Source organism: Halobacterium sp. CBA1132 (genome assembly GCF_001485535.1).
Taxonomy (GTDB): domain Archaea; phylum Halobacteriota; class Halobacteria; order Halobacteriales; family Halobacteriaceae; genus Halobacterium.
The window spans coordinates 2420637-2438308 of sequence record NZ_BCMZ01000001.1; the positions used below are offsets into that span (position 1 = coordinate 2420637).

23 protein-coding genes are annotated in these 17672 nt (G+C 65.5%); 10 read left to right on the forward strand and 13 right to left on the reverse strand.

Features of this window, described 5'->3' with window-relative positions:
• The first annotated feature begins 3 nt into the window (after positions 1–3).
• Entirely contained in the window at positions 4–177 is a 174-nt protein-coding gene (locus tag AVZ66_RS16705; RefSeq protein WP_231727121.1) for a DUF5786 family protein, read from the forward strand.
• On the opposite strand, the gene AVZ66_RS12715 is transcribed toward AVZ66_RS16705, so the two are convergent.
• Both AVZ66_RS12715 and AVZ66_RS12720 read right to left on the reverse strand, forming a co-directional pair.
• Entirely contained in the window at positions 174–893 is a 720-nt protein-coding gene (locus AVZ66_RS12715) for a hypothetical protein (protein WP_058984447.1), read from the reverse strand. The genes AVZ66_RS16705 and AVZ66_RS12715 overlap by 4 nt on opposite strands.
• Positions 886–1788, reverse strand: a complete 903-nt coding sequence (locus AVZ66_RS12720; protein WP_058984448.1) for an NAD(P)H-binding protein — start codon at positions 1786–1788, stop codon at positions 886–888. Before AVZ66_RS12720 ends, AVZ66_RS12715 begins: the two co-directional genes overlap by 8 nt.
• Before the next feature lie 97 nt (positions 1789–1885).
• Here AVZ66_RS12720 and AVZ66_RS12725 point away from each other — a divergent pair, with 97 nt between their 5' ends.
• On the forward strand, positions 1886–2083 hold the full coding sequence (locus AVZ66_RS12725; RefSeq protein WP_058984449.1) for a hypothetical protein: 198 nt from the start codon (positions 1886–1888) through the stop codon (positions 2081–2083).
• On the opposite strand, the gene AVZ66_RS12730 is transcribed toward AVZ66_RS12725, so the two are convergent.
• Both AVZ66_RS12730 and AVZ66_RS16710 read right to left on the reverse strand, forming a co-directional pair.
• Positions 2080–2304, reverse strand: a complete 225-nt coding sequence (locus tag AVZ66_RS12730) for a helix-turn-helix transcriptional regulator (RefSeq protein WP_058984717.1) — start codon at positions 2302–2304, stop codon at positions 2080–2082. The two genes, AVZ66_RS12725 and AVZ66_RS12730, sit on opposite strands and share 4 nt — an antisense overlap.
• 5 nt (positions 2305–2309) lie before the next feature.
• Positions 2310–2711: a DUF2178 domain-containing protein gene (locus AVZ66_RS16710; RefSeq protein WP_058984450.1), complete on the reverse strand. Its 402-nt coding sequence runs from the start codon at positions 2709–2711 to the stop codon at positions 2310–2312.
• A 208-nt stretch (positions 2712–2919) separates the two neighbouring features.
• Between AVZ66_RS16710 and AVZ66_RS12740 the strand changes: the two genes are divergently transcribed.
• Positions 2920–4731, forward strand: coding sequence for a helicase C-terminal domain-containing protein (locus tag AVZ66_RS12740; RefSeq protein ID WP_058984451.1), 1812 nt, complete (start codon positions 2920–2922; stop codon positions 4729–4731).
• A gap of 120 nt (positions 4732–4851) precedes the next feature.
• Here the strand turns inward: AVZ66_RS12740 and AVZ66_RS12745 are convergent, their stop codons facing one another.
• Complete coding sequence (locus tag AVZ66_RS12745; protein ID WP_058984452.1) at positions 4852–5892, reverse strand: class I SAM-dependent methyltransferase family protein; 1041 nt, start codon at positions 5890–5892, stop codon at positions 4852–4854.
• Entirely contained in the window at positions 5892–7043 is a 1152-nt protein-coding gene (locus tag AVZ66_RS12750) for a 60S ribosomal export protein NMD3 (RefSeq protein WP_058984453.1), read from the reverse strand. Before AVZ66_RS12750 ends, AVZ66_RS12745 begins: the two co-directional genes overlap by 1 nt.
• Before the next feature lie 141 nt (positions 7044–7184).
• On the opposite strand from AVZ66_RS12750, the gene radA reads away from it, so the two are divergent.
• On the forward strand, positions 7185–8216 hold the full coding sequence (radA, locus tag AVZ66_RS12755) for a DNA repair and recombination protein RadA (RefSeq protein ID WP_058984454.1): 1032 nt from the start codon (positions 7185–7187) through the stop codon (positions 8214–8216).
• A gap of 320 nt (positions 8217–8536) precedes the next feature.
• On the opposite strand, the gene sufU is transcribed toward radA, so the two are convergent.
• The 5 genes from sufU to AVZ66_RS12780 form a co-directional block, all read right to left on the reverse strand.
• Positions 8537–8962, reverse strand: coding sequence for a Fe-S cluster assembly sulfur transfer protein SufU (gene sufU, locus AVZ66_RS12760; RefSeq protein ID WP_058984455.1), 426 nt, complete (start codon positions 8960–8962; stop codon positions 8537–8539).
• A 222-nt stretch (positions 8963–9184) separates the two neighbouring features.
• The gene (locus AVZ66_RS12765) at positions 9185–10429 is read right to left on the reverse strand and encodes an aminotransferase class V-fold PLP-dependent enzyme (RefSeq protein ID WP_058984456.1); all 1245 of its coding nucleotides are present in this window, start codon (positions 10427–10429) and stop codon (positions 9185–9187) included.
• Between the two features lie 78 nt (positions 10430–10507).
• Positions 10508–11716 (reverse strand): response regulator, encoded by a 1209-nt coding sequence (locus AVZ66_RS12770; protein ID WP_197407769.1) that lies wholly within the window; start codon positions 11714–11716, stop codon positions 10508–10510.
• Between the two features lie 442 nt (positions 11717–12158).
• Positions 12159–12449, reverse strand: coding sequence for a DUF424 domain-containing protein (locus tag AVZ66_RS12775; RefSeq protein WP_058984458.1), 291 nt, complete (start codon positions 12447–12449; stop codon positions 12159–12161).
• Complete coding sequence (locus AVZ66_RS12780; protein WP_058984459.1) at positions 12449–13213, reverse strand: tetratricopeptide repeat protein; 765 nt, start codon at positions 13211–13213, stop codon at positions 12449–12451. Before AVZ66_RS12780 ends, AVZ66_RS12775 begins: the two co-directional genes overlap by 1 nt.
• 54 nt (positions 13214–13267) lie before the next feature.
• Here AVZ66_RS12780 and thpR point away from each other — a divergent pair, with 54 nt between their 5' ends.
• From thpR to ftsY, 6 genes are all read left to right on the forward strand, one after another.
• Positions 13268–13825 (forward strand): RNA 2',3'-cyclic phosphodiesterase, encoded by a 558-nt coding sequence (thpR, locus tag AVZ66_RS12785; protein WP_058984460.1) that lies wholly within the window; start codon positions 13268–13270, stop codon positions 13823–13825.
• A 62-nt stretch (positions 13826–13887) separates the two neighbouring features.
• On the forward strand, positions 13888–14040 hold the full coding sequence (locus tag AVZ66_RS12790) for a 50S ribosomal protein L39e (protein ID WP_058984461.1): 153 nt from the start codon (positions 13888–13890) through the stop codon (positions 14038–14040).
• Positions 14040–14318 (forward strand): 50S ribosomal protein L31e, encoded by a 279-nt coding sequence (locus AVZ66_RS12795; protein WP_058984462.1) that lies wholly within the window; start codon positions 14040–14042, stop codon positions 14316–14318. The genes AVZ66_RS12790 and AVZ66_RS12795 overlap by 1 nt, the downstream gene beginning before the upstream one ends.
• Positions 14319–14322: 4 nt before the next feature.
• Positions 14323–14988, forward strand: coding sequence for a translation initiation factor IF-6 (locus AVZ66_RS12800; RefSeq protein ID WP_058984463.1), 666 nt, complete (start codon positions 14323–14325; stop codon positions 14986–14988).
• A 135-nt stretch (positions 14989–15123) separates the two neighbouring features.
• Positions 15124–15582 carry a prefoldin subunit alpha gene (gene pfdA, locus AVZ66_RS12805; RefSeq protein WP_058984464.1) on the forward strand — a complete coding sequence of 153 codons (459 nt, stop codon included), beginning with the start codon at positions 15124–15126 and terminating at the stop codon, positions 15580–15582.
• A gap of 4 nt (positions 15583–15586) precedes the next feature.
• Positions 15587–16681, forward strand: a complete 1095-nt coding sequence (ftsY, locus tag AVZ66_RS12810) for a signal recognition particle-docking protein FtsY (RefSeq protein ID WP_058984465.1) — start codon at positions 15587–15589, stop codon at positions 16679–16681.
• 45 nt (positions 16682–16726) lie between these two features.
• On the opposite strand, the gene AVZ66_RS12815 is transcribed toward ftsY, so the two are convergent.
• Together AVZ66_RS12815 and AVZ66_RS12820 are read right to left on the reverse strand one after the other, a co-directional pair.
• On the reverse strand, positions 16727–17158 hold the full coding sequence (locus AVZ66_RS12815; protein WP_058984466.1) for a hypothetical protein: 432 nt from the start codon (positions 17156–17158) through the stop codon (positions 16727–16729).
• A gap of 85 nt (positions 17159–17243) precedes the next feature.
• Positions 17244–17549, reverse strand: a complete 306-nt coding sequence (locus tag AVZ66_RS12820) for a hypothetical protein (protein WP_058984467.1) — start codon at positions 17547–17549, stop codon at positions 17244–17246.
• Positions 17550–17672: the final 123 nt, after the last annotated feature.

Below are 17672 nucleotides of genomic sequence, written 5' to 3' on the forward strand. Positions count from 1 at the left end.
ACCATGTCAATGGGTGCCTATGACGAAGCCGAACACGAGCGCCGCGAAGCGAAGACCAACAACGTCAAAGTCGCCGACGACGACACGCGCACGAGCTACGAGGGGTCAGTGGAGTTCGAGGACGGTGACTCCGCGGAGGACCTCATCGACCAGTTCCAGCAGCTGCAGTCGAACTAACCGTCCTGTTTTATCGCGAGCAGCGACCCGGTAGTGACGAGTACGACCGCCGCGACGTGCCCAGCGACGGCGACCAGCAGCGGCGGGTGCGTCCACACGAACGGAAGCAAGACAGTCTGGAGCGCGCCGAACGCCAGCGTCCGCCGGTCGACCGAGCGCACGACGGCGGCGGTATCGACGTCGAACTCGTAGACCAGCGACCGCCACAGCGCGACGACCGCCGCCCACCAGCCCGTGCCGATCCGGTAGCAGACGTCCCAGAGCACGAGCAGCGCGAACGCCGCCGGAATTACGGGCGGTTGCTGGCCGAGCAGCGCTCCGAACAGCGTCGCGCCGTCCCGTGGGTCGTAGACGAACAAGTAGGTGAGGAGGGCGACGTACGCGACGACGCCGAGTACCACCTCGATGCTGGACGCGAACAGCAGCCGCCGGTAGCGGACCGGCACTCCGGTTTTTCGGGCTTGGCGACCGATGGAGAGCATGAACGCGCTCCCGGCGGCGGCGACGGCGACGGCGGCGGTGCCGGGCACAATTGTCCCGGGGAGGTCGTAGACGAACGCGAGCGCGAGCAACACCGCCTCGAAGCCCGCGAACTGGACGAGGACGGCAGTCCGGTCCGAGACCGAGATACCGGGAATCGCGCCGACGATGCTCTCGTACACCCACGCCTCGCCGTAGACCGCCTGCTCGCGCTCGCTGTCGGCGCCGTCACCCATCGACGGCCTCTCCGTACTCGCGGAGCGCGCGCCGCGCGGCGTCCGCGAACGGCGTCAACTCGATTGGGAGCACGTCCCTGATGGACGGGTCGGTGACAACGACGGGATTCTTCAGGCCGTGAATCAGGGGGTGGGCGACCGACCGCGGCACGTCGGTCACGAGGTCCACCCAGTACGTCGAGAGCCGCGGCGAGAGGACGGGCACTGGCAGGACGACGAGGCGCTTGCCCGCGAGTTCGGCGGTGCGTTCGAGCATCGTCTCGTAGGACAGCACCTGCGGGCCGCCGACTTCGTACGTCTCGCCCGCCGTCTCGGGGTGGTCGAGGACGCCCACGAGGTAGGCGACGACGTCGCGGACGGCGATGGGCTGGCAGGGCGTGCGCACCCACTTCGGCGTCACCATCACGGGGAGCGCGTCGATGAGTTGGTAGACGACGTCGAAGCCCGCGCTGCCGGCGCCGACGATGACGGCCGCGCGCAGCGTCGTGAGGTCGAACGCGGCGTCCGCGAGCACAGCCTCGACTTCGCGCCGGGACGCGAGGTGCGGGGAGAGGTCGTCGCCCGTCTCCCCGAGGCCGCCGAGGTAGACGACGCGACTGACGCCGGCGGCGTCGGCGGCCGCGGAGAACTGTTGGGCTGCGCGGCGGTCGCGCTCGGCGAAGTCGCCGCTGGCGCCCATCGAGTGGACGAGGTAGTAGGCGGCATCGACGCCGTCGAAGACGCCCGACAGCGACTCGGCGTCCAGCAGGTCGCCCGTGACGACGTCGACGCCTTCGGGGGCGTCGTAGCGGTCGGGGTCGCGGACGAGCGCGCGGACGTCGTGGCCCGCGTCGACGAGTTCGGGGACGAGGTGCCCGCCGACGAAGCCGGTGGCACCCGTAACGAGAACGCGCATACCGGACTGTGGGGCCGCGGCCGCTTAACTTTCGAGGGCGACACTGGCACGCGCCCGGGAGGCGAAAGCGTTTGCCCGCCGACCCCCAAGCGGGGGTATGAGCGAGCGCTGCGAGGGCTGCGGGGACAGCGTCCGGGTGGCGGGCGGCATCGGCGACATCTGGACGATGGACCCGACGGGCACCGGCGGGATGACCCTCGAATTCGCGGACAACTCGGAGTTCTTCCTCTGTTTCGACTGCATCGACGCGCTCCCGGACGAGCCGAGCGCGGACGACGTGGCGGCGCTGGATTAGTCGAGGTCCGAGACGGTCGCGTCGAGGGCGACGTCGGGGCTGAACAGCGTCTCGACGGGGACCTCGAAGAACGCCGCGAGTTTGAACACGAGTTCGACGGAGGGGTCGTAGCGGTCGCCCTCGACGGCGTTGATGGTCTGGCGGGTGACGCCGACGCGCTCGGCGAGTTCGCGCTGGCTGATGTCGGAGCGGTCGCGGTGGTCGCGCAGCGAGTTCTCCACCGCGGTCACCTCCGCCGTTGGAGCGCGAACAGGAGGCCGGCGTACGTGAGGTAGAGCACGGCGACCGAGAGCGCGACGGCGCTGGTGGCCGGCCCCCAGTCGAAGGAGCCGAGTCCCCACGCGACGGTGAGCGCGGGAAACACGACGGCGGACGCCCACCCGAAGACCGTCAGCGTGAGCTGGGCGGCTTCCTGTGCGATGGCTTCGTCGCGCTCGTCGAAGATGGTCGCGTCCGCGCGCCACTGGACGGCGACGACGGCGACCATGGCGGCAGCGTAGACGCCGACGCCGACGAGCGGTCGGTTCAGGACGGTGAACGCGGCGAGCGCGAGGCCGGCGACGGCCGCCAGTCCGCCGACGGTCTTGCGGACGCGCGGCGGGTCGGCGAGGGCGTTCACGAGCGACACACCTCCGGGCCGGCGGCGGTTCGAGTGCGTGCTTGCGTGGAGCGGGTTTCGGGCATCGGAATCACCTGTCGAACGCTCTCGGCGTAAAGAGCGTTTTACAGACAAACGTCTTTTACACAGTAAAATAAGTTTTACGTCCGTGCTCGTGGGGCGGCCCAACCGACCGCGAGCGGTGGCGTTAACCCGACGGCGCGCCTGCCATCGAGCAGTGAATCCCGAGCGCATCGTCGGGGAGTTCCCCGCCCCCGAGTTCCGCGGCGCCCAACAGCAGGCGCTGCGGGACGTCCGCGACGCGTTCGACGCGGGCAACGACGTGGTGCTCGTGCGCGCGCCCACCGGCAGCGGGAAGAGCCTCATCGCGCGCGCCATCATGGGCTGCGCGCGCCGCGTCGAGGACGCCGACCCCGTGGACCCCACGGGCGCCTACTACACGACGCCGCAGGTCTCCCAACTCGACGACGTCGCCGAGGACGACCTGCTCGACGACCTGAAGCTCATCCGCGGGAAGTCCAACTACACCTGTATTCTGCCGGGCGAGGAGAACACGCCCGTCGACCGCGCGCCCTGCGCCCGCGAGCGCGGCTACGACTGCGCCGTGAAACACCGCTGCCCGTACTTCTCGGACCGCGCCATCGCCTCCAGCCGGGAGTTCGCGGCGATGACGCTGGCGTACTTCATGCGCACCGCCGGGTCGGAGGTGTTCCGCAAGCGCGACGTCTGCGTCGTCGACGAGGCCCACGGGCTCGCGGAGTGGGCGGAGATGTACGCGACGATAGACCTGAACGACCGCACGGTCCCCGTCTGGGAGGACGTCCGGGTGCCCGACGTGGACGGCGACCCGGACGGCGCGGTGAACTTCGCCGAACACCTCGTGCGGACCTGCGAGGGCGCGAAAGACGAACTGCTCGGGCAGGACGAACTCACGCCCGACGAGGCCGGGCGGCGCGATAGGCTGCAAGAACTCATCTCGGAACTGAACTGGTTCGTCGAGGACTACAAGGACCCAGAATCGGCGACCACGTGGGTCGTAGATGCGGACGAGCAGTCGGTGACGGTGAAGCCGATGGACCCCGAGCGCTACCTCAAGCACACGGTCTGGGACCGCGCGAACAAGCACGCGCTGCTGTCGGCGACGATTCTGAACAAGGAGGCGTTCTGCCGGAGCGTCGGCCTCGACCCCGCGAACGTCGCGCTCGTCGACGTCGAACACACGTTCCCGCTCGAAAACCGCCCGCTGTACGACGTGACGCAGGGGAAGATGACCTACGAGGACCGCGAGCAGACGCTCCCGAAGATGGCCGAAACTATCGTGCGCGTGATGGCCCACCACTCCGACGAGAAGGGCATCGTCCACGCCCACAGCTACGACATCGCGGAGAAACTGGCGGGCCACCTCGAGGAGTTCGGCGTCGGTGACCGCGTACGCACCCACGACTCGGACACGCGGGACGCCGAACTGGAGCGCTGGAAGGCGAGCGACGACCCCGAGGTGTTCGTCGCGGTGAAGATGGAGGAGGCCCTCGACCTGAAGTACGACCTCGGGCGCTGGCAGGTGCTGTGCAAGGCCCCGTTCCTGAACACGAACGACTCGCGGGTCGCCGCGCGGCTCGCGGACGGCCAGTGGGCGTGGTACTACCGGACGGCGCTCCGCACCGTAATTCAGGGCTGCGGGCGCGTGGTTCGCGCGCCCGACGACCACGGCGCCACCTACATCGCGGATTCGAGTATCCTCGACCTGTTCGACCGCGCGCGCACCGACATGCCGCCGTGGTTCCGCGACCAGGTGGACGCGATGACGACACCCGACCTCCCCGAACCCGACGCGGCCGCCGCGCTCGCCGAGAGCGCGGGCGATATCGACCAAGTGGAAGCAACGTACGCCAGCGGCGGGTCCGACAGCACGTCGACTTCGAACACGAGCGCCAGCGAGCAGAGCACCGCGAGCGACGACCGAGACGGCGACAGCGGCCGCAGTTCCCGCTCCGGGAGCCCGGTCGCGGACGTCTGGGACGCCGAGTAGCTTAGTACACTAACCCGTACGCGACGACGGACCCGACCACCAACACTGCGAGGAACACGGCGAGCAACTGTTCTCGCGTCATACTGCCGAGAAGAGGGCGGGCGGTCAAAGCCGTACTGGTTACGCGACGCGCGCGTCCAACACGACGTGCTCGACGCCCGCGCTGTGGGACTTCACGACGCGTCGGTCCGCCACGTCGACCGCTCTCCCGGCGCGCTCGCAGCCAGCGCGGAGTCGCGACTCGGGACGCTCCCAGAGTTCCGCCTCCGGGACGGCGCTGTGGACGTGCAGGACACCCCCCGAAACGAGGTTGTCGAGCGCGGCGTCCAGATAGCCCGGGCCACCCTCACGCGTCTCCACGTCGTCGACGGGGCCGCCGCCGAGCGCGTCGTAGTAGCCCATGACGACGCGGTCGGCCTCGGTGTCGACGTCGCGGCAGTCCCCGAGTACGCAGTCCAGATTTCGGCTGACGCCGTTGAGTTGAGCGTTCTCGGCGAGGTAGCGGAACGACTCGGGGTTCTTCTCGACGGCGGTGACGCGGGCGCCGGCGCGCGCCATCGGGAGCGCGAAGTAGCCGATGCCCGCGAACATGTCGAGGACGCGCTCGTCCTCACTGACGACCTCGCCCATGCGGGCGCGCTCGGCCTTGTTCCCGGGCGCGAACATCACTCGCGAGAGGTCTATGGCGTACTTCGTGCCGTGCTCGGTGTGGACGGTCTCGGTGTCGCCTTCGCCCGCGATGACGGAGACGTCGGGTTCGCGGTGTTCGCCGTCGATGCCGCCGCGCGCGAGCACGGTGTCGGCCTCCCCGTGGAGTTCTAAGAACGCCTCGCCAACCTCGACGGGGCGCGGGCAGTCAGTGAAGTCCGCGAGAATCACGGTGCCGACGACCGCCCACGACGAGGGCGCGCGGTCGCGCTCAGCCTCGCTCCAGCCGCGCTCCGCGAGCAGGTCGTCGAGTCCGGGCGCGCGCACCTCCGGGTCGTCCTGTTCGACGACGCGCTCGAAGGTCGTCTCGCCGGGGCGCTCGGTGACCGGCAGTTCGACGTGCTCGGCGTCGTGTTCGGCGACCTTGCGGGAGTCGTCGTAGACGCTCTCGGCTTCCAAGTCGGCGATACGGGCCTCGGTGTCGGCTTTCGGCACGACGACGGCGAGCGCCATCACGCCTCGGGGAGGACGTGGAGGCCGGCGCGGGACTTGAGCGCGGGGACGGTGGCGGCGTCGTCGTCGAGGTAGTCCGGCCGCGGGACCGTCTTGGACTCGTAGGTCTCGGGGTCCAGAATCTGGACGGCGTTGTCGTCCTCGACGGTGACGACGGTGGCGTCCGTGGCGTCGTCGCGCTCGCCGAGTTTGCGGGCGTCGGGCGAGTCGCCGTCCTCGTAGCTGGCCTCGTAGGACTCGCCCGTCGTGACGCGGACGCCCTTGAGGTTGCCGTGGACCGACCGCACGAGCACGGGACCGCCGTCGTCGTCCGCGAGGTCGATGACGTCGCCGGGCTTGAACTCGGGGAGGCGGACGGCGTACGTCACGCGGTACACCTCGTTGCCGTCCTCGTCCTCGGTGACGAGCTTCTCGTGGTCCTCGAAGCCGCCGCCGAACTCCTCGATGAGTTTGTTCGCGAGTTTCAGACCGATCTTGTTCGTCGAGAGCTTCAGGTCGATGCCGGACTCGGCGTCGGAGACGTCCGTGACGAAGGCGTTCCGGTCGCCCGTCTCCTCCATCTCCGCGACGATGCGGTGGGCGAGTTCGGTGGCGCGCTCGGTCTCGTCGCTGGTCGGGTCGCGGCCGTCCGCCCGCACCTGTACGATGGAGGCGAACGAGTCGCCCGCGATGCGGCCGCAGCGCTTGCACGTCTGCCGGCTGATTTTCACCGGGACGGTGACCTCCTCGGTCTGGACCTCGCCGCGGACGACGCCCGTGAACAGGCAGTGCATCCGAATCGTGTTCTGGTCGACCTGCTCGGGACGGACCTCCCAGTCGACGTCCTCGGCCTCGACGTGGACCGCCAGCGCCTCGCTGACCTCCTCGATGGCGACGTCGGTGTAGTCGTCGGCGTCGACGTCCACCCAGCGGTTCCCGCGGTGGACCGCGCCGCAGCGCGCACACACCATCACTTCGATGCGCTCGGGCGCGTCCACGAACTCGAAGTCCTCGAAGTAGCAGGCGTCACACAGCGAGCGCTCGCGGCGGGTGACGCCAGCAGACGACTCCGACGCCTGCTGTGCGCCACGAGCGTCGTCGCGCTCGGCGGCAGCGTCGCCAGCGTCGATGGCGTCGCCGCAGCGGGGGCAGAACGTGCCTGCGTCAGTCATACACCGCGGTAGGCCGCGCTGCCTGTTAAGTTGCCCGTCGCAGGCTCGTCGGACAGCGAGCGGACGATTCCGCCCGCCAGTTTCACTTTCAGTTCGGTGTATACGAGGCTTTATGATGCGGTAGGGACAACCTCTGTATACATGCCCGAAGCAGACCTCGAGGAACTCCCCGGCGTCGGCCCCGCGACCGCGGAGAAACTCCGAGAGAACGGATTCGAGTCGTTCCAGAGCATCGCCGTCGCGTCCGCCGGCGAACTCTCCAACACCGCAGACATCGGCGACAGCACCGCCGCAGACGTCATCCAGGGCGCCCGCGAAGCCGCCGACGTCGGCGGCTTCGAGACCGGCGCGACCGTCCTCGAACGCCGCGAACAGATCGGCAAACTCACGTGGAACGTCCCCGAGATCGACGAGATGCTCGGCGGCGGCATCGAGACCCAGTCCATCTCGGAAGTGTACGGCGAGTTCGGCGCCGGCAAATCCCAGGTCACCCACCAGCTCTCGGTGAACGTCCAACTCCCCCAAGAACAGGGCGGCCTGCACGGACGCGCCATCTTCATCGACTCCGAGGACACGTTCCGCCCCGAACGCATCGACGACATGGTGCGCGGGCTCAGCGACGAGAAGATTCAGGCCGCGATGGACGACCGCGACATCGACGGCAGTCCCGACGACGAGGAAGCGATGGAGGCGCTCGTCGAGGAGTTCCTCGACAAGATTCACGTCGCGAAGGGGTTCAACTCCAACCACCAGATGCTCCTCGCGGAGAAAGCCCAGGACATCGCCTCCGAGTACGAGGACGACGACTATCCCGTCCGACTGCTCTGCGTCGACTCCCTGACTGCGCACTTCCGCGCGGAGTACGTCGGCCGCGGCGAACTCGCCGACCGCCAGCAGAAACTCAACAAACACCTCCACGACCTCGACAAGGTCGGCAACCTCTACAACGCCGCCGTCGTCGTCACCAACCAAGTGCAGTCCAACCCGGACTCCTTCTTCGGTGACCCCACGAAGCCCATCGGTGGCAACATCCTCGGCCACAAGTCCACGTTCCGGATGTACCTCCGCAAGTCCAAGAACGACAAGCGCATCGTCAAACTCGTCGACGCGCCCAACCTCGCCGACGGCGAAGCCGTCATGCGCGTCCAAGACGGCGGGATTAAGCCCGAATAGCAGTACCTTTTGCTGCGGTCGCGCGCCTACGGCGCGCTCCCTGGCAAAAGCTACGCTAAAAGCACTCCTCCTTCCCACCGGCAGAGTGGAGCTCTACCGAGGTCACGTTCGCTTCACTCACGTGACCGCCGCTCGCTACGCTCGCTTTGGTCAGTCGTCGGCCTGCGCTCCCTCGCTACGCTCGTTCGCGCAGTGAATCGCGGTGCTCGGGCTTTTCAAGCCGCTCGCACCGCGAATGCTTGCAGCGCTGGTTGGATGACAGAACGAGAGCAGTCGCTGCTTTTTCGTGGAAAGACGAGAAGTGAGAGTATCGGCGAGCGTTAGTCGTCGTCTTCGGTGGTCGTCTCGTTGACGTCGGCTTCGCCCTCGTAGATTTTCGCGCCGTCCTGGACGACCTTCTCGGAGAGCACCGCGCACTTCACGCGCATCGGCGTCACTTCGACGCCGAGCATGTCGAGGACGTCGTCGGTGTCGAGCTCTTTCACTTCCTCGAGGGTCATCCCCGGGAGCTTCTGCGTGAGCATGCTCGCGGAGGCCTGGCTGATGGCGCAGCCGTCGCCGCGGAACGCCACGCGCTCGATGGTCTCCCCGTCGTCTTCGAGCTTCACGTCGAACTCCAGTTCGTCGCCACACGAGGGGTTGTAGCCGTCGCGGGAGAACGTCGCGTCGCCGAGCTCGCCGTGGTTCCGGGGGTTGCGGTAGTGGTCGAGAATCTGCTGCCGGTACATGTCCGAGCCCATACTCATATTGAGCGTTCGTAGGGCAGAACGCCGTAAAAACGTTCCGCGGAACGACACGCTAACTACCGGGAGTCGCATTCGCGCGGCTTCGCCGCGCGATTCACCGAGCGCGAACGCAGTGAGCGCTCGGGCGCGAGGACGACCGTAGGGAGGACGAAGCGCTTTTTCCGCAAGTTTTTGCAAGTCGAGCGGCGCGAAGCGCCGCGAGCGCAGCAAAAAGTGCGTGCGCTAGTTGAAAATCTCGCGCGCGGCGTCCAGCGAGTCGACGAGCGCGTCGACCTCTTCTTTGGTGTTGTAGAGGTAGAACGAGGCACGCACGGACGCAGCGATGTCGAGCTTCTGGTGGAGGGGCTGGGTGCAGTGGTCGCCGGCGCGGATGGCGACGCCGTGGTCGTTCAGAATCGACGCGAGGTCGTGGGCGTGGATGCCGTCGACGTTGAACGCGACGACGGCGCCGCGGTCGTCCGCGGGCGGACCGTAGATTTCCACGTCGTCGAATTCGTCGAGGCGCTCGTAGGCGTACTCCGTGATGCGCTCCTCGTGGGCCTGAATCGCCTCCATGCCGACGTCGTCGAGGTAGTCGGCGGCTTCCGCGAGCGCGATGCCCTGCGCGATGAGCGGCGTGCCGGCCTCGAACTTCCACGGGAGGTCGTTCCACGTGGTGTCCTCGAAGGAGACGCGCCGAATCATGTCGCCGCCGTAGAGGAACGGCTCCATGTCTTCGAGAATCTCCTGTTTGCCGTAGAGACCGCCGATGCCGGTCGGGCCGGCCATCTTGTGCCCGGAGAAGACGTAGAAGTCGACGTCCAGTTCCTTCACGTCGACGGGGCGGTTCGGGACGGATTGGGCGCCGTCACCGAGGATGAGCGCGTCCTGCTCGTGGGCGAGGTCCGCGAGTTCGCGCATCGGGTTGACGGTGCCGAGGACGTTCGAGGCGTGGACCACCGAAACCATCTCGACGTCGTCGTCGATGAGTTCGGCGGCGTGGTCCATGTCGAGGTAGCCGTCGTCGTCCACGCGGATGTAGCGGACTTCCGCGCCGACCTTCTTCGCGATCTCGCGCCACGTCACGAACGACGAGTGGTGCTCCATCTCCGAGAGTACGACCGCGTCGCCCTCCGAGAGCTCGTTGAGTCCCCACGCGTACGCCACGAGGTTGATGGACTCGGTGGTGTTCTTCGTGAAAATCATCTCCTCGCGGCCGTCCGCGCCGACGAACTCCGCGAGGCGGTCGTGGGCCTCCTCGTAGGCGATGGAGGCTTCCTGACTGAGCTGGTGGATGCCGCGGTGGACGTTCGCGTTGTACCCGCGGTAGTAGTCGGAGAAGACGTCGACGACCTGCTCGGGCGTCTGCGTCGTCGCCGCGTTGTCGAGGTAGACGAGCGGCTGACCGTCGCTGACCTCCCGGTCGAGGATGGGGAAGTCGGCCCGGATGGCGTCGACGTCGAGGGGGTCCTGCTCGGTGGCTTCCATTACGCGCAGGTAGGGGGCGGGGACACTACTGTTCTTCGGTGCTGTAAAAGTATAATGTTCAGAAATATGGAACCAGAATTACTTTTTCTGATTGATGTCCAGATCCTCCTCCATTTCACGGACCTTTTCTACAGCAGCTAAGTAGCGCTCATCCTCTTCTAATTCCTCCACATCACCGTGGGTACGAAGTGTAGTTGTCAACGATTGGAGCCGGAAATATTCTCGAAATTCATTGGAGAAATCCCGTATCTCAAGTAGCCGATCAGCTTCCTCAATGAGGACATCTCGTGCCATCGGCTTTAGAAGGTAATCATCAAACGGGACATCCAATATTTCAGGCGACGGATCAACAGCGCTTAGAGCGACAATTGGGATATCATATCCTCGCTCTCTTGCAACTTCGGCAATTCTATCACCGGACATTTCCGGCAATCGACGGTCAACGAAAACCAAGTCCGCGTCCTCCAGATGCTCAATGGCTTCCTGCCCCGAATAGACAGGAATTGTTTCATACTCATCACTCAACCAAGTAGCAAAAAGATCCGCAAGGGGCTTCTCATCATCCACAAAGAGAATAGTTGGCTGCGAATCTCCTTTGGTGTGTGCGGTACTCTCGACAGTTGTGAATCCCTCCTCAATCGCGTCATGGATATTAGTAACTTCTGTGCCAGAGGGAGTGTCAACCGTGAAAACTAATTTCTCATGTTGATTATCGATAAGATCCTCAAATTCTAATTTAACGTTGTATTTTATAGATTCACTATCATACTGAGCTATTTCGCTTGTAGCGTCCGAATCAAATGAGAGAGAATCTTCCGACCGGAACTCGACATCAGATTCGCTTGGTTGGATCGCGTCCTTTTCACGCTTGCTAACCCGGTGCATGCCAACATTCAGTAGATCAGGAACGATTGAGATGAGCTCATCAGATTTGTATACTTCAGCAGCCACCGTTAACTGGAAGGATTTAGCAGCCCCAAATCCATGATTCGATAGCGTGACCGATGCGAAGTCGGAGCCGATACTCCACGACTGAACTACCACATCAGGATGGTATTGTTCCTCTATTTTGGAGAGTGTTTCAATTGCCTGAATTTTCTCTTTTCTCTCTTGGGAGAGAAGGCGGTGTTGGTATACCAATAGGACGGCAAAAAGGGCTAAAACTGTGGATATAGACGCCAGAACGATAGACAAGATAGTTGATGAGCTATCCAGATTAGAAGACAGAAATGCGATTAGGAGGACGCCGACCATAGTTACAACTAACAGTCCAAGAAGAGCCGTCACCAAATTGCTCGGCTTAATTTTACTCTTGAACATTTTCACAATTTTATTGTTCTAATTCAGTGAGGACATCTCTCACAAGTAGACCAACAGCCAATCCGAATATCACTAACCCACCTAAAGAGAGACCTGCACCCCACTTCAAGAGTGGGTCAAGTTGACTCCCAATAATGACGACAACGAACAATAGACCGGCGAGAGCTAATACAATAAATCCAATAAGAGCAACAATAAGAGATGTTGTTTTCCTCACAACAGAGAGATCGCTGCTGTGACGCGCGTAGAAACTCACCATAGTTTGAAGAAGTATCGCGAGCAGCGGAAGTAAAAGATAGATTCCAGATATCAGACGTAGTGCTACGTCTGTTGATTGAGAAAGGGGCATCTGCCTGTTACTTCATGAGTTAGATAAAACAGACGCATAAAAACTTGTGTTTGGGAGTTACTACAGCCGCATGAACTGCGCGTGCACGGTGCCGTCGAGGTCGAGCACGTTCGCTTCCTCGACGTGGCCCTCCTCGATGGCGAGGTCGACGACGTCGACGCCGACGAGGTTCGCGACGTTCGCACGGGCCAGCGACTCGCGGACGGCGTCCGGGTCGACGCGCTCGCCGCCGTAGAACTCCTCGTTCACGGTGAACTCCGTGTCGCCGTTGGCGAACGTCTCCCCGAGGACGTCGGGGTCGCAGGCGGTGACGAGGAGGCCGCGGTCGGTCTGTCGCTCGCTGAGTATCATCACTCGCGCTCGACGAGGTCCCGCTCCTGGGCCTCCCGGATGTCTTCGGCCTGCTGGGCGACCTTCTGGGCTTCCTCGTCGCGGCCGAGCGCTTCGAGGGCGCGCTGCTTCTCCTCGTAGACATCGGCCTGCTGGAAGCCCAGCCGGACGGCGTTGTTCAGCGCGTCGAGGGCCTGCTCGTGGCGGTCGCGCTCGTTCTCGATGTAGCCGAGGTTGTACCACGCCTGTGGCAGCCGGTCGTTCTCCCGGACGGCCTTCTCCGCGTGGTAGTAGGCCTCCTCGTCCTCGTCGAACTCCCAGAGGGCGTACGCGAGGTTCGTGTGCGCTTCCGCCTCGAAGTCGCCGTCCTCGGCGACGAAGAGGGCTTCCCGGTGGGAGCCGACGGCCTCGTCCCACTCCTCCATCTGGCCGTGCGCGATGCCCTTGTTCACCCACGCCTCCTGTTCGAGGTTCTCGTCGTCGGTGAAGCGGGCGGCGCGCTCGAAGGCGTCCGCGGCCTGCTCGTTGCGGTTGATGCCGAGGTAGCTGAGGCCGACGTCGACGAGTTCGTCGGCGTCGACGTCGTCGTTCTGGACGACGCGCTCGTCCAGCGAGTCGCTGACGACGCGGCTGTCGACGGGGTCGACGCTCGACGGGTCGTCGACGGAGAGCTCCGGCGGGTCGAGGTCGAACCCCTCGTAGGGGTCGTCGAAGCCCTCCCCCTCGGAGAAGTCGTGGTCCGCGACCGGGTCCTCGGGCGGCTCGGGCTCCTCTCGGTCAGTCATACGCCCGACTAGCGCGGCCGGGAGGTTAAGGGCAACGCACCGAGAACGGCCGGTATGCGGCTGTTCGTCAGTGTCGACCTCCCGGAGCGACTCGCCGATTCCGTCGCCGACCTACAGGGAGCACTTGCCGAGGCGTCGGGGTTGGACTTCGTGGACCCCGAGCAGGCCCACGTCACGCTGAAGTTCCTCGGTGAGGTCGACGAGGGCCGCGAGCGCGAACTCGCGGGTGCGCTGGAGCGAGCGGTTGACGAGAGCGGCGTCGAAGCGTTCGACGCGGAACTGGCCGGACTGGGCGTGTTCCCGAGTCTGGACTACATCTCTGTCGTGTGGCTCGGCGTCGACGCCGGCAGCGCCGAGCTCGCCCGGCTCCACGAGGGCATCGAGACCGAGTTCGTCGACGAGCACGGCTTCGAGGCCGAGGACCACGAGTTTACGCCCCACGTCACGCTCGCCCGCATGAACCACGCTGGCGGCAAGGAACTCGTCCAGCGTCTCGTCGAGGAGCGCCACCCCGAGGTCGGAACGGTGCGCGTCGACGAGGTCCGACTCACTGAGAGCACGCTCACGCCGGCCGGGCCCGAGTACGAGACTGTCCACGCCGTCGACCTCTAGACGGCCTGAGGCGGCTTCAGAAGAACAACGTTTTAACGACGGCGGTGGTAGCGACGACCACTATGGGCAAGAAATCGAAGGCGCAGAAGAAGCGACTGGCGAAACTCGAACGCCAGAACAGCCGCGTGCCCGCGTGGGTCATGATGAAGACGAACCGGGACGTCCAGCGCAACCCGAAGCGCCGCAACTGGCGGCGTAACAACACCGACGAATAATGTCCGCCAGCGACTTCGAGGAGCGCATCGTCACCGTCCCGCTGCGCGACGTGACGAAGGTGCCCCAACACGAGCAGGCCGGACAGGCGATGACCATCATCCGCGAACACCTCGCGAAGCACTTCGCCGTCGAGGAGGACGAGGTCCGTCTGGACCCCTCCATCAACGAGGCCATCTGGTCGGAAGGCCAGAAGAACCCGCCGCGGAAGGTCCGCGTGCACGCCGCGCGCTTCGTCGAGGACGGCGAGACCGTCGTCGAAGCCGAATACGAAGAGTAAGAACTTGTTACGCGCTGCCTTCCTCGGGTCCCCGTACGTCGGCGTCTTCGCCCGCGCGACCAACGACTGCGTCGTCGTCAGACCGGACATCTCCGAGGAGCTGACCGACGAACTCGCCGACGAACTCGGCGTCCCCGCCGTCCCGACGAACGTCGGCGGCTCGTCGACGGTCGGCTCGCTAGTCGCGGGCAACGCCAACGGCCTACTGGCGAGCAGCCGCATCCGGCAGCGCGAACGCGACCGCATCGAGGACGCCGCCGACGTCACCGTCGGCGAACTCCCCGGACGCGTGAACGCCGCCGGCAACGTCGTCGTCGCGAACGACCACGGCGCGTACGTCCACTCGGAGCTCTCCCGGGAGGCCGTCGGCGCCGTCGAAGACGCCCTCGACGTGCCCGTGACCCGCGGCCGCCTCGCGGGCGTGAACACCGTCGGCACTGCTGCCGTCGCGACGAACGACGGCGTGCTCTGCCACCCGAAGTCCACGGACGAGGAGCTCGACGCGATCGAGGACGCCCTCGGCGTCCCCGCGGACATCGGGACCGTGAATTACGGCGCGCCGCTGGTCGGCTCCGGTCTCGTCGCCAACGACGACGGCTACGTCGTCGGCGAGGACACCACCGGCCCGGAACTCGGGCGCATCGACGACGCGCTCGGCTTCATCGACTGACGCCGCTGTCACCCTCGTTTTCGCCGCGCCACCACTTCCGGCAGGAGCGCTGTCGCCCGCGAGCGCGGGCGTCTCGGCGCGCCATCGAGTTCCCGAGTAGGAAGATACTTCCCGCTCGCTCTCCGAATTTTGGGTATGAGTCTTGGAGGCGGCGGCGGTCAACAGCAGCTTCAGCAGCTTTCACAGGAAATTCAGGCCCTCGAAGAGGAGAAAGAGGAACTCGAGGAGGAAGTCGAGGAACTCGAAGCCGAGAAGGTCGAGGTCGACGAGGCGCAGGAAGCCCTCGAAGTCCTCGAGACCGGCTCGACCGTGCAGGTCCCGCTCGGCGGCGACGCGTACGTCCGCGCCGAAGTGCAGGACATGGACGAGGTCGTCGTCAGCCTCGGCGGCGGCTACGCGGCCGAGCAGGACGCCGACGACGCGGCCGACGTGCTCGACGAGAAGCGCGACACGCTCGACGAGCGCATCGAGGAGGTCCGCTCCGAGATCGCCGAGGTCGAGGAGGAGCAGTCCGCGCTCGAACAGCAGGCCCAGCAGGCCCAACAACAGATGATGCAACAGCAGATGCAGGGCCAGCAGCAGGGCGGCGAATAAGGGCATGTTCGACGGGCTGAAGGACAAACTTTCGAACTTCCGCGAGGACGCCGAGGAGGTCGCGGAGGAGAACGCCGAAGAACTCGACAGCGACGAGGCTGCCGAAGCCGAGCCCGAGGCTGACGCCGCGGCGGCCGAATCCGAGGCCACCGAGACGGACGAGACCGAGGCCGAAGCCGTCGAGGAGGAGTCTACGGAGGACACGAGTTCCAGCGGCGGCTTCGTGAGCAAGGCGTCGTCGCTGGCTCGGGGTCGCGTCGTCATCGACGAGGAGGACCTCGACGGCCCGCTGCGCGAACTCGAACTCGCGTTGCTGGAGAGCGACGTGGAGATGAGCGTCGCCGAGGAGATTCTCGACCAGATTCGGTCGGACCTCGTCGGCGAGGAGAAGAAGTTCACGCAGTCGACGGGCGCGCTCGTCGAGGACGCGCTCCGCGACGCGCTGCTGTCGGTCATCGACGTCAACGGCTTCGACTTCGAGGACGCCATCGACAAGGCCGAGAAGCCGGTGACGGTCGTGTTCACGGGCGTCAACGGCGTCGGGAAGACGACGACCATCGCGAAACTCGCGAAGCGACTCGAGAATCAGGGGTACTCGGTCGTGCTGGCGAACGGCGACACGTACCGCGCCGGCGCGAACGAGCAACTCCAGGAGCACGCCGACAACCTCGGCGTGAAACTCATCAGCCACGAGCAGGGCGGCGACCCGACTGCGGTCGTGTACGACGCCGTGGAGTACGCCGAAGCCAACGACATCGATGTCGTGCTCGGCGACACTGCCGGTCGACTGCACACGTCCAGTGACCTGATGACGCAACTGGAGAAGCTCGACCGCGTTGTCGACCCCGACTACACGGTGTTCGTCGACGAAGCGGTCGCCGGACAGGACGCGGTCAACCGCGCCCGCGAGTTCGACGACGCCGCGAGCATCGACGGCACGATTCTGACGATGGCCGACGCGGACAGTCAGGGCGGCGCCGCCATCTCGGTGTCGCACGTCACGGGGAAGCCGATTCTGTTCCTCGGCACCGGGCAGGGGTACGACGACCTCCAGAAGTTCGACCCGGAGGCGCTCGTCGACGACCTGCTCGAAGACTGATTCCCGATTTCTGCGTTCTCCCGCGCCGCCCAGCCGCGGCGCTCCTCAGAGCGGCGTCTCGGGGTCGGGCGTCTCCGCGGCCACGAGCACCAAGTCCAGGCGCTTGTCGTCGCGGTCGTACGCCCGGACATCGTCGGCGTCCCACGGCGGAACCGCCACCAGCACGGTCGCGTGCAGGTCGTCCGTGACCGAGACCGTCGGGTCGCCGTCCGGGTGGGAGACGAACCGACCAGCCGTCTGCCCGGTGGGCGCCGCGAGGTCCATCCCGAAGACGCCGGTGAGCGACGACCCGGCGTCCGGGAAGTAGAAATCCGAGAGCACGGGCGTCCCCGCGTCCAGCCCCGTCAGGGGGCCGTCGGTCGGCTGTAGGTCGCCCGCGGGGGTCGCGGCGAGCCGAACCGAGATGCCGTCCGGGTCGGCGTCGGCCGCGAGTTCACAGAGCACGGAGACGAGCGCTCTCGTAGCGTACGTAGGCACGAACAGGCGTACGGCATCGGTGCGGTTGAACGTACCGACTGTGGGGGCGGCACCTAGACCGCTACCTCGTCGGCGAGTGAACTCGTCAGGGCTTGAGAGCTGCTCTCCGGTGGTAAACGTAGCCGGCGACGAGCACGGCCCCGAGGAGTGGAAGTCCCTGCCCCACGACGAAAGCCGAATGGGCCGCACCGACGACCCACGCGGCGACGAGGACTGCCGCACCACGTCTGGTTTGTCGCCACAGACCGTACGAACCGGCCACGTAGAGGACGCCGACGGGGAGATACGTCAGTGACCGCGGAACTGACAGAACGAGGCTCGCGAGCCCGAGTAGTCCAGTCCAGACCGCGATAATCTCGAAGCCTAGCGGTCGCTCACTGAGGAGGCCCATACAGAGTCGTCACAACGGTTCGACAAAAACACACCGAGAGTTCGAACGCAGTGTGGTCTCCCTGCGGTCGACCACGCGGCTCGCGCATCGCTTCGCTCCGCGCTCGCTGTGACGTGGCGCGCC

What these genes read in the sequence shown, in the direction of transcription:
- AVZ66_RS16705 (WP_231727121.1), top strand. Translation starts at nt 4, where the DNA reads ATGTCAATGGGTGCCTATGACGAAGCCGAACACGAGCGCCGCGAAGCG.
- AVZ66_RS12715 (WP_058984447.1), bottom strand. Translation starts at nt 893, where the DNA reads ATGGGTGACGGCGCCGACAGCGAGCGCGAGCAGGCGGTCTACGGCGAG.
- AVZ66_RS12720 (WP_058984448.1), bottom strand. Translation starts at nt 1,788, where the DNA reads ATGCGCGTTCTCGTTACGGGTGCCACCGGCTTCGTCGGCGGGCACCTC.
- AVZ66_RS12725 (WP_058984449.1), top strand. Translation starts at nt 1,886, where the DNA reads ATGAGCGAGCGCTGCGAGGGCTGCGGGGACAGCGTCCGGGTGGCGGGC.
- AVZ66_RS12745 (WP_058984452.1), bottom strand. Translation starts at nt 5,892, where the DNA reads ATGGCGCTCGCCGTCGTCGTGCCGAAAGCCGACACCGAGGCCCGTATC.
- AVZ66_RS12750 (WP_058984453.1), bottom strand. Translation starts at nt 7,043, where the DNA reads ATGACTGACGCAGGCACGTTCTGCCCCCGCTGCGGCGACGCCATCGAC.
- radA (WP_058984454.1), top strand. Translation starts at nt 7,185, where the DNA reads ATGCCCGAAGCAGACCTCGAGGAACTCCCCGGCGTCGGCCCCGCGACC.
- sufU (WP_058984455.1), bottom strand. Translation starts at nt 8,962, where the DNA reads ATGAGTATGGGCTCGGACATGTACCGGCAGCAGATTCTCGACCACTAC.
- AVZ66_RS12765 (WP_058984456.1), bottom strand. Translation starts at nt 10,429, where the DNA reads ATGGAAGCCACCGAGCAGGACCCCCTCGACGTCGACGCCATCCGGGCC.
- AVZ66_RS12775 (WP_058984458.1), bottom strand. Translation starts at nt 12,449, where the DNA reads ATGATACTCAGCGAGCGACAGACCGACCGCGGCCTCCTCGTCACCGCC.
- AVZ66_RS12780 (WP_058984459.1), bottom strand. Translation starts at nt 13,213, where the DNA reads ATGACTGACCGAGAGGAGCCCGAGCCGCCCGAGGACCCGGTCGCGGAC.
- thpR (WP_058984460.1), top strand. Translation starts at nt 13,268, where the DNA reads ATGCGGCTGTTCGTCAGTGTCGACCTCCCGGAGCGACTCGCCGATTCC.
- AVZ66_RS12790 (WP_058984461.1), top strand. Translation starts at nt 13,888, where the DNA reads ATGGGCAAGAAATCGAAGGCGCAGAAGAAGCGACTGGCGAAACTCGAA.
- AVZ66_RS12795 (WP_058984462.1), top strand. Translation starts at nt 14,040, where the DNA reads ATGTCCGCCAGCGACTTCGAGGAGCGCATCGTCACCGTCCCGCTGCGC.
- pfdA (WP_058984464.1), top strand. Translation starts at nt 15,124, where the DNA reads ATGAGTCTTGGAGGCGGCGGCGGTCAACAGCAGCTTCAGCAGCTTTCA.
- ftsY (WP_058984465.1), top strand. Translation starts at nt 15,587, where the DNA reads ATGTTCGACGGGCTGAAGGACAAACTTTCGAACTTCCGCGAGGACGCC.
- AVZ66_RS12820 (WP_058984467.1), bottom strand. Translation starts at nt 17,549, where the DNA reads ATGGGCCTCCTCAGTGAGCGACCGCTAGGCTTCGAGATTATCGCGGTC.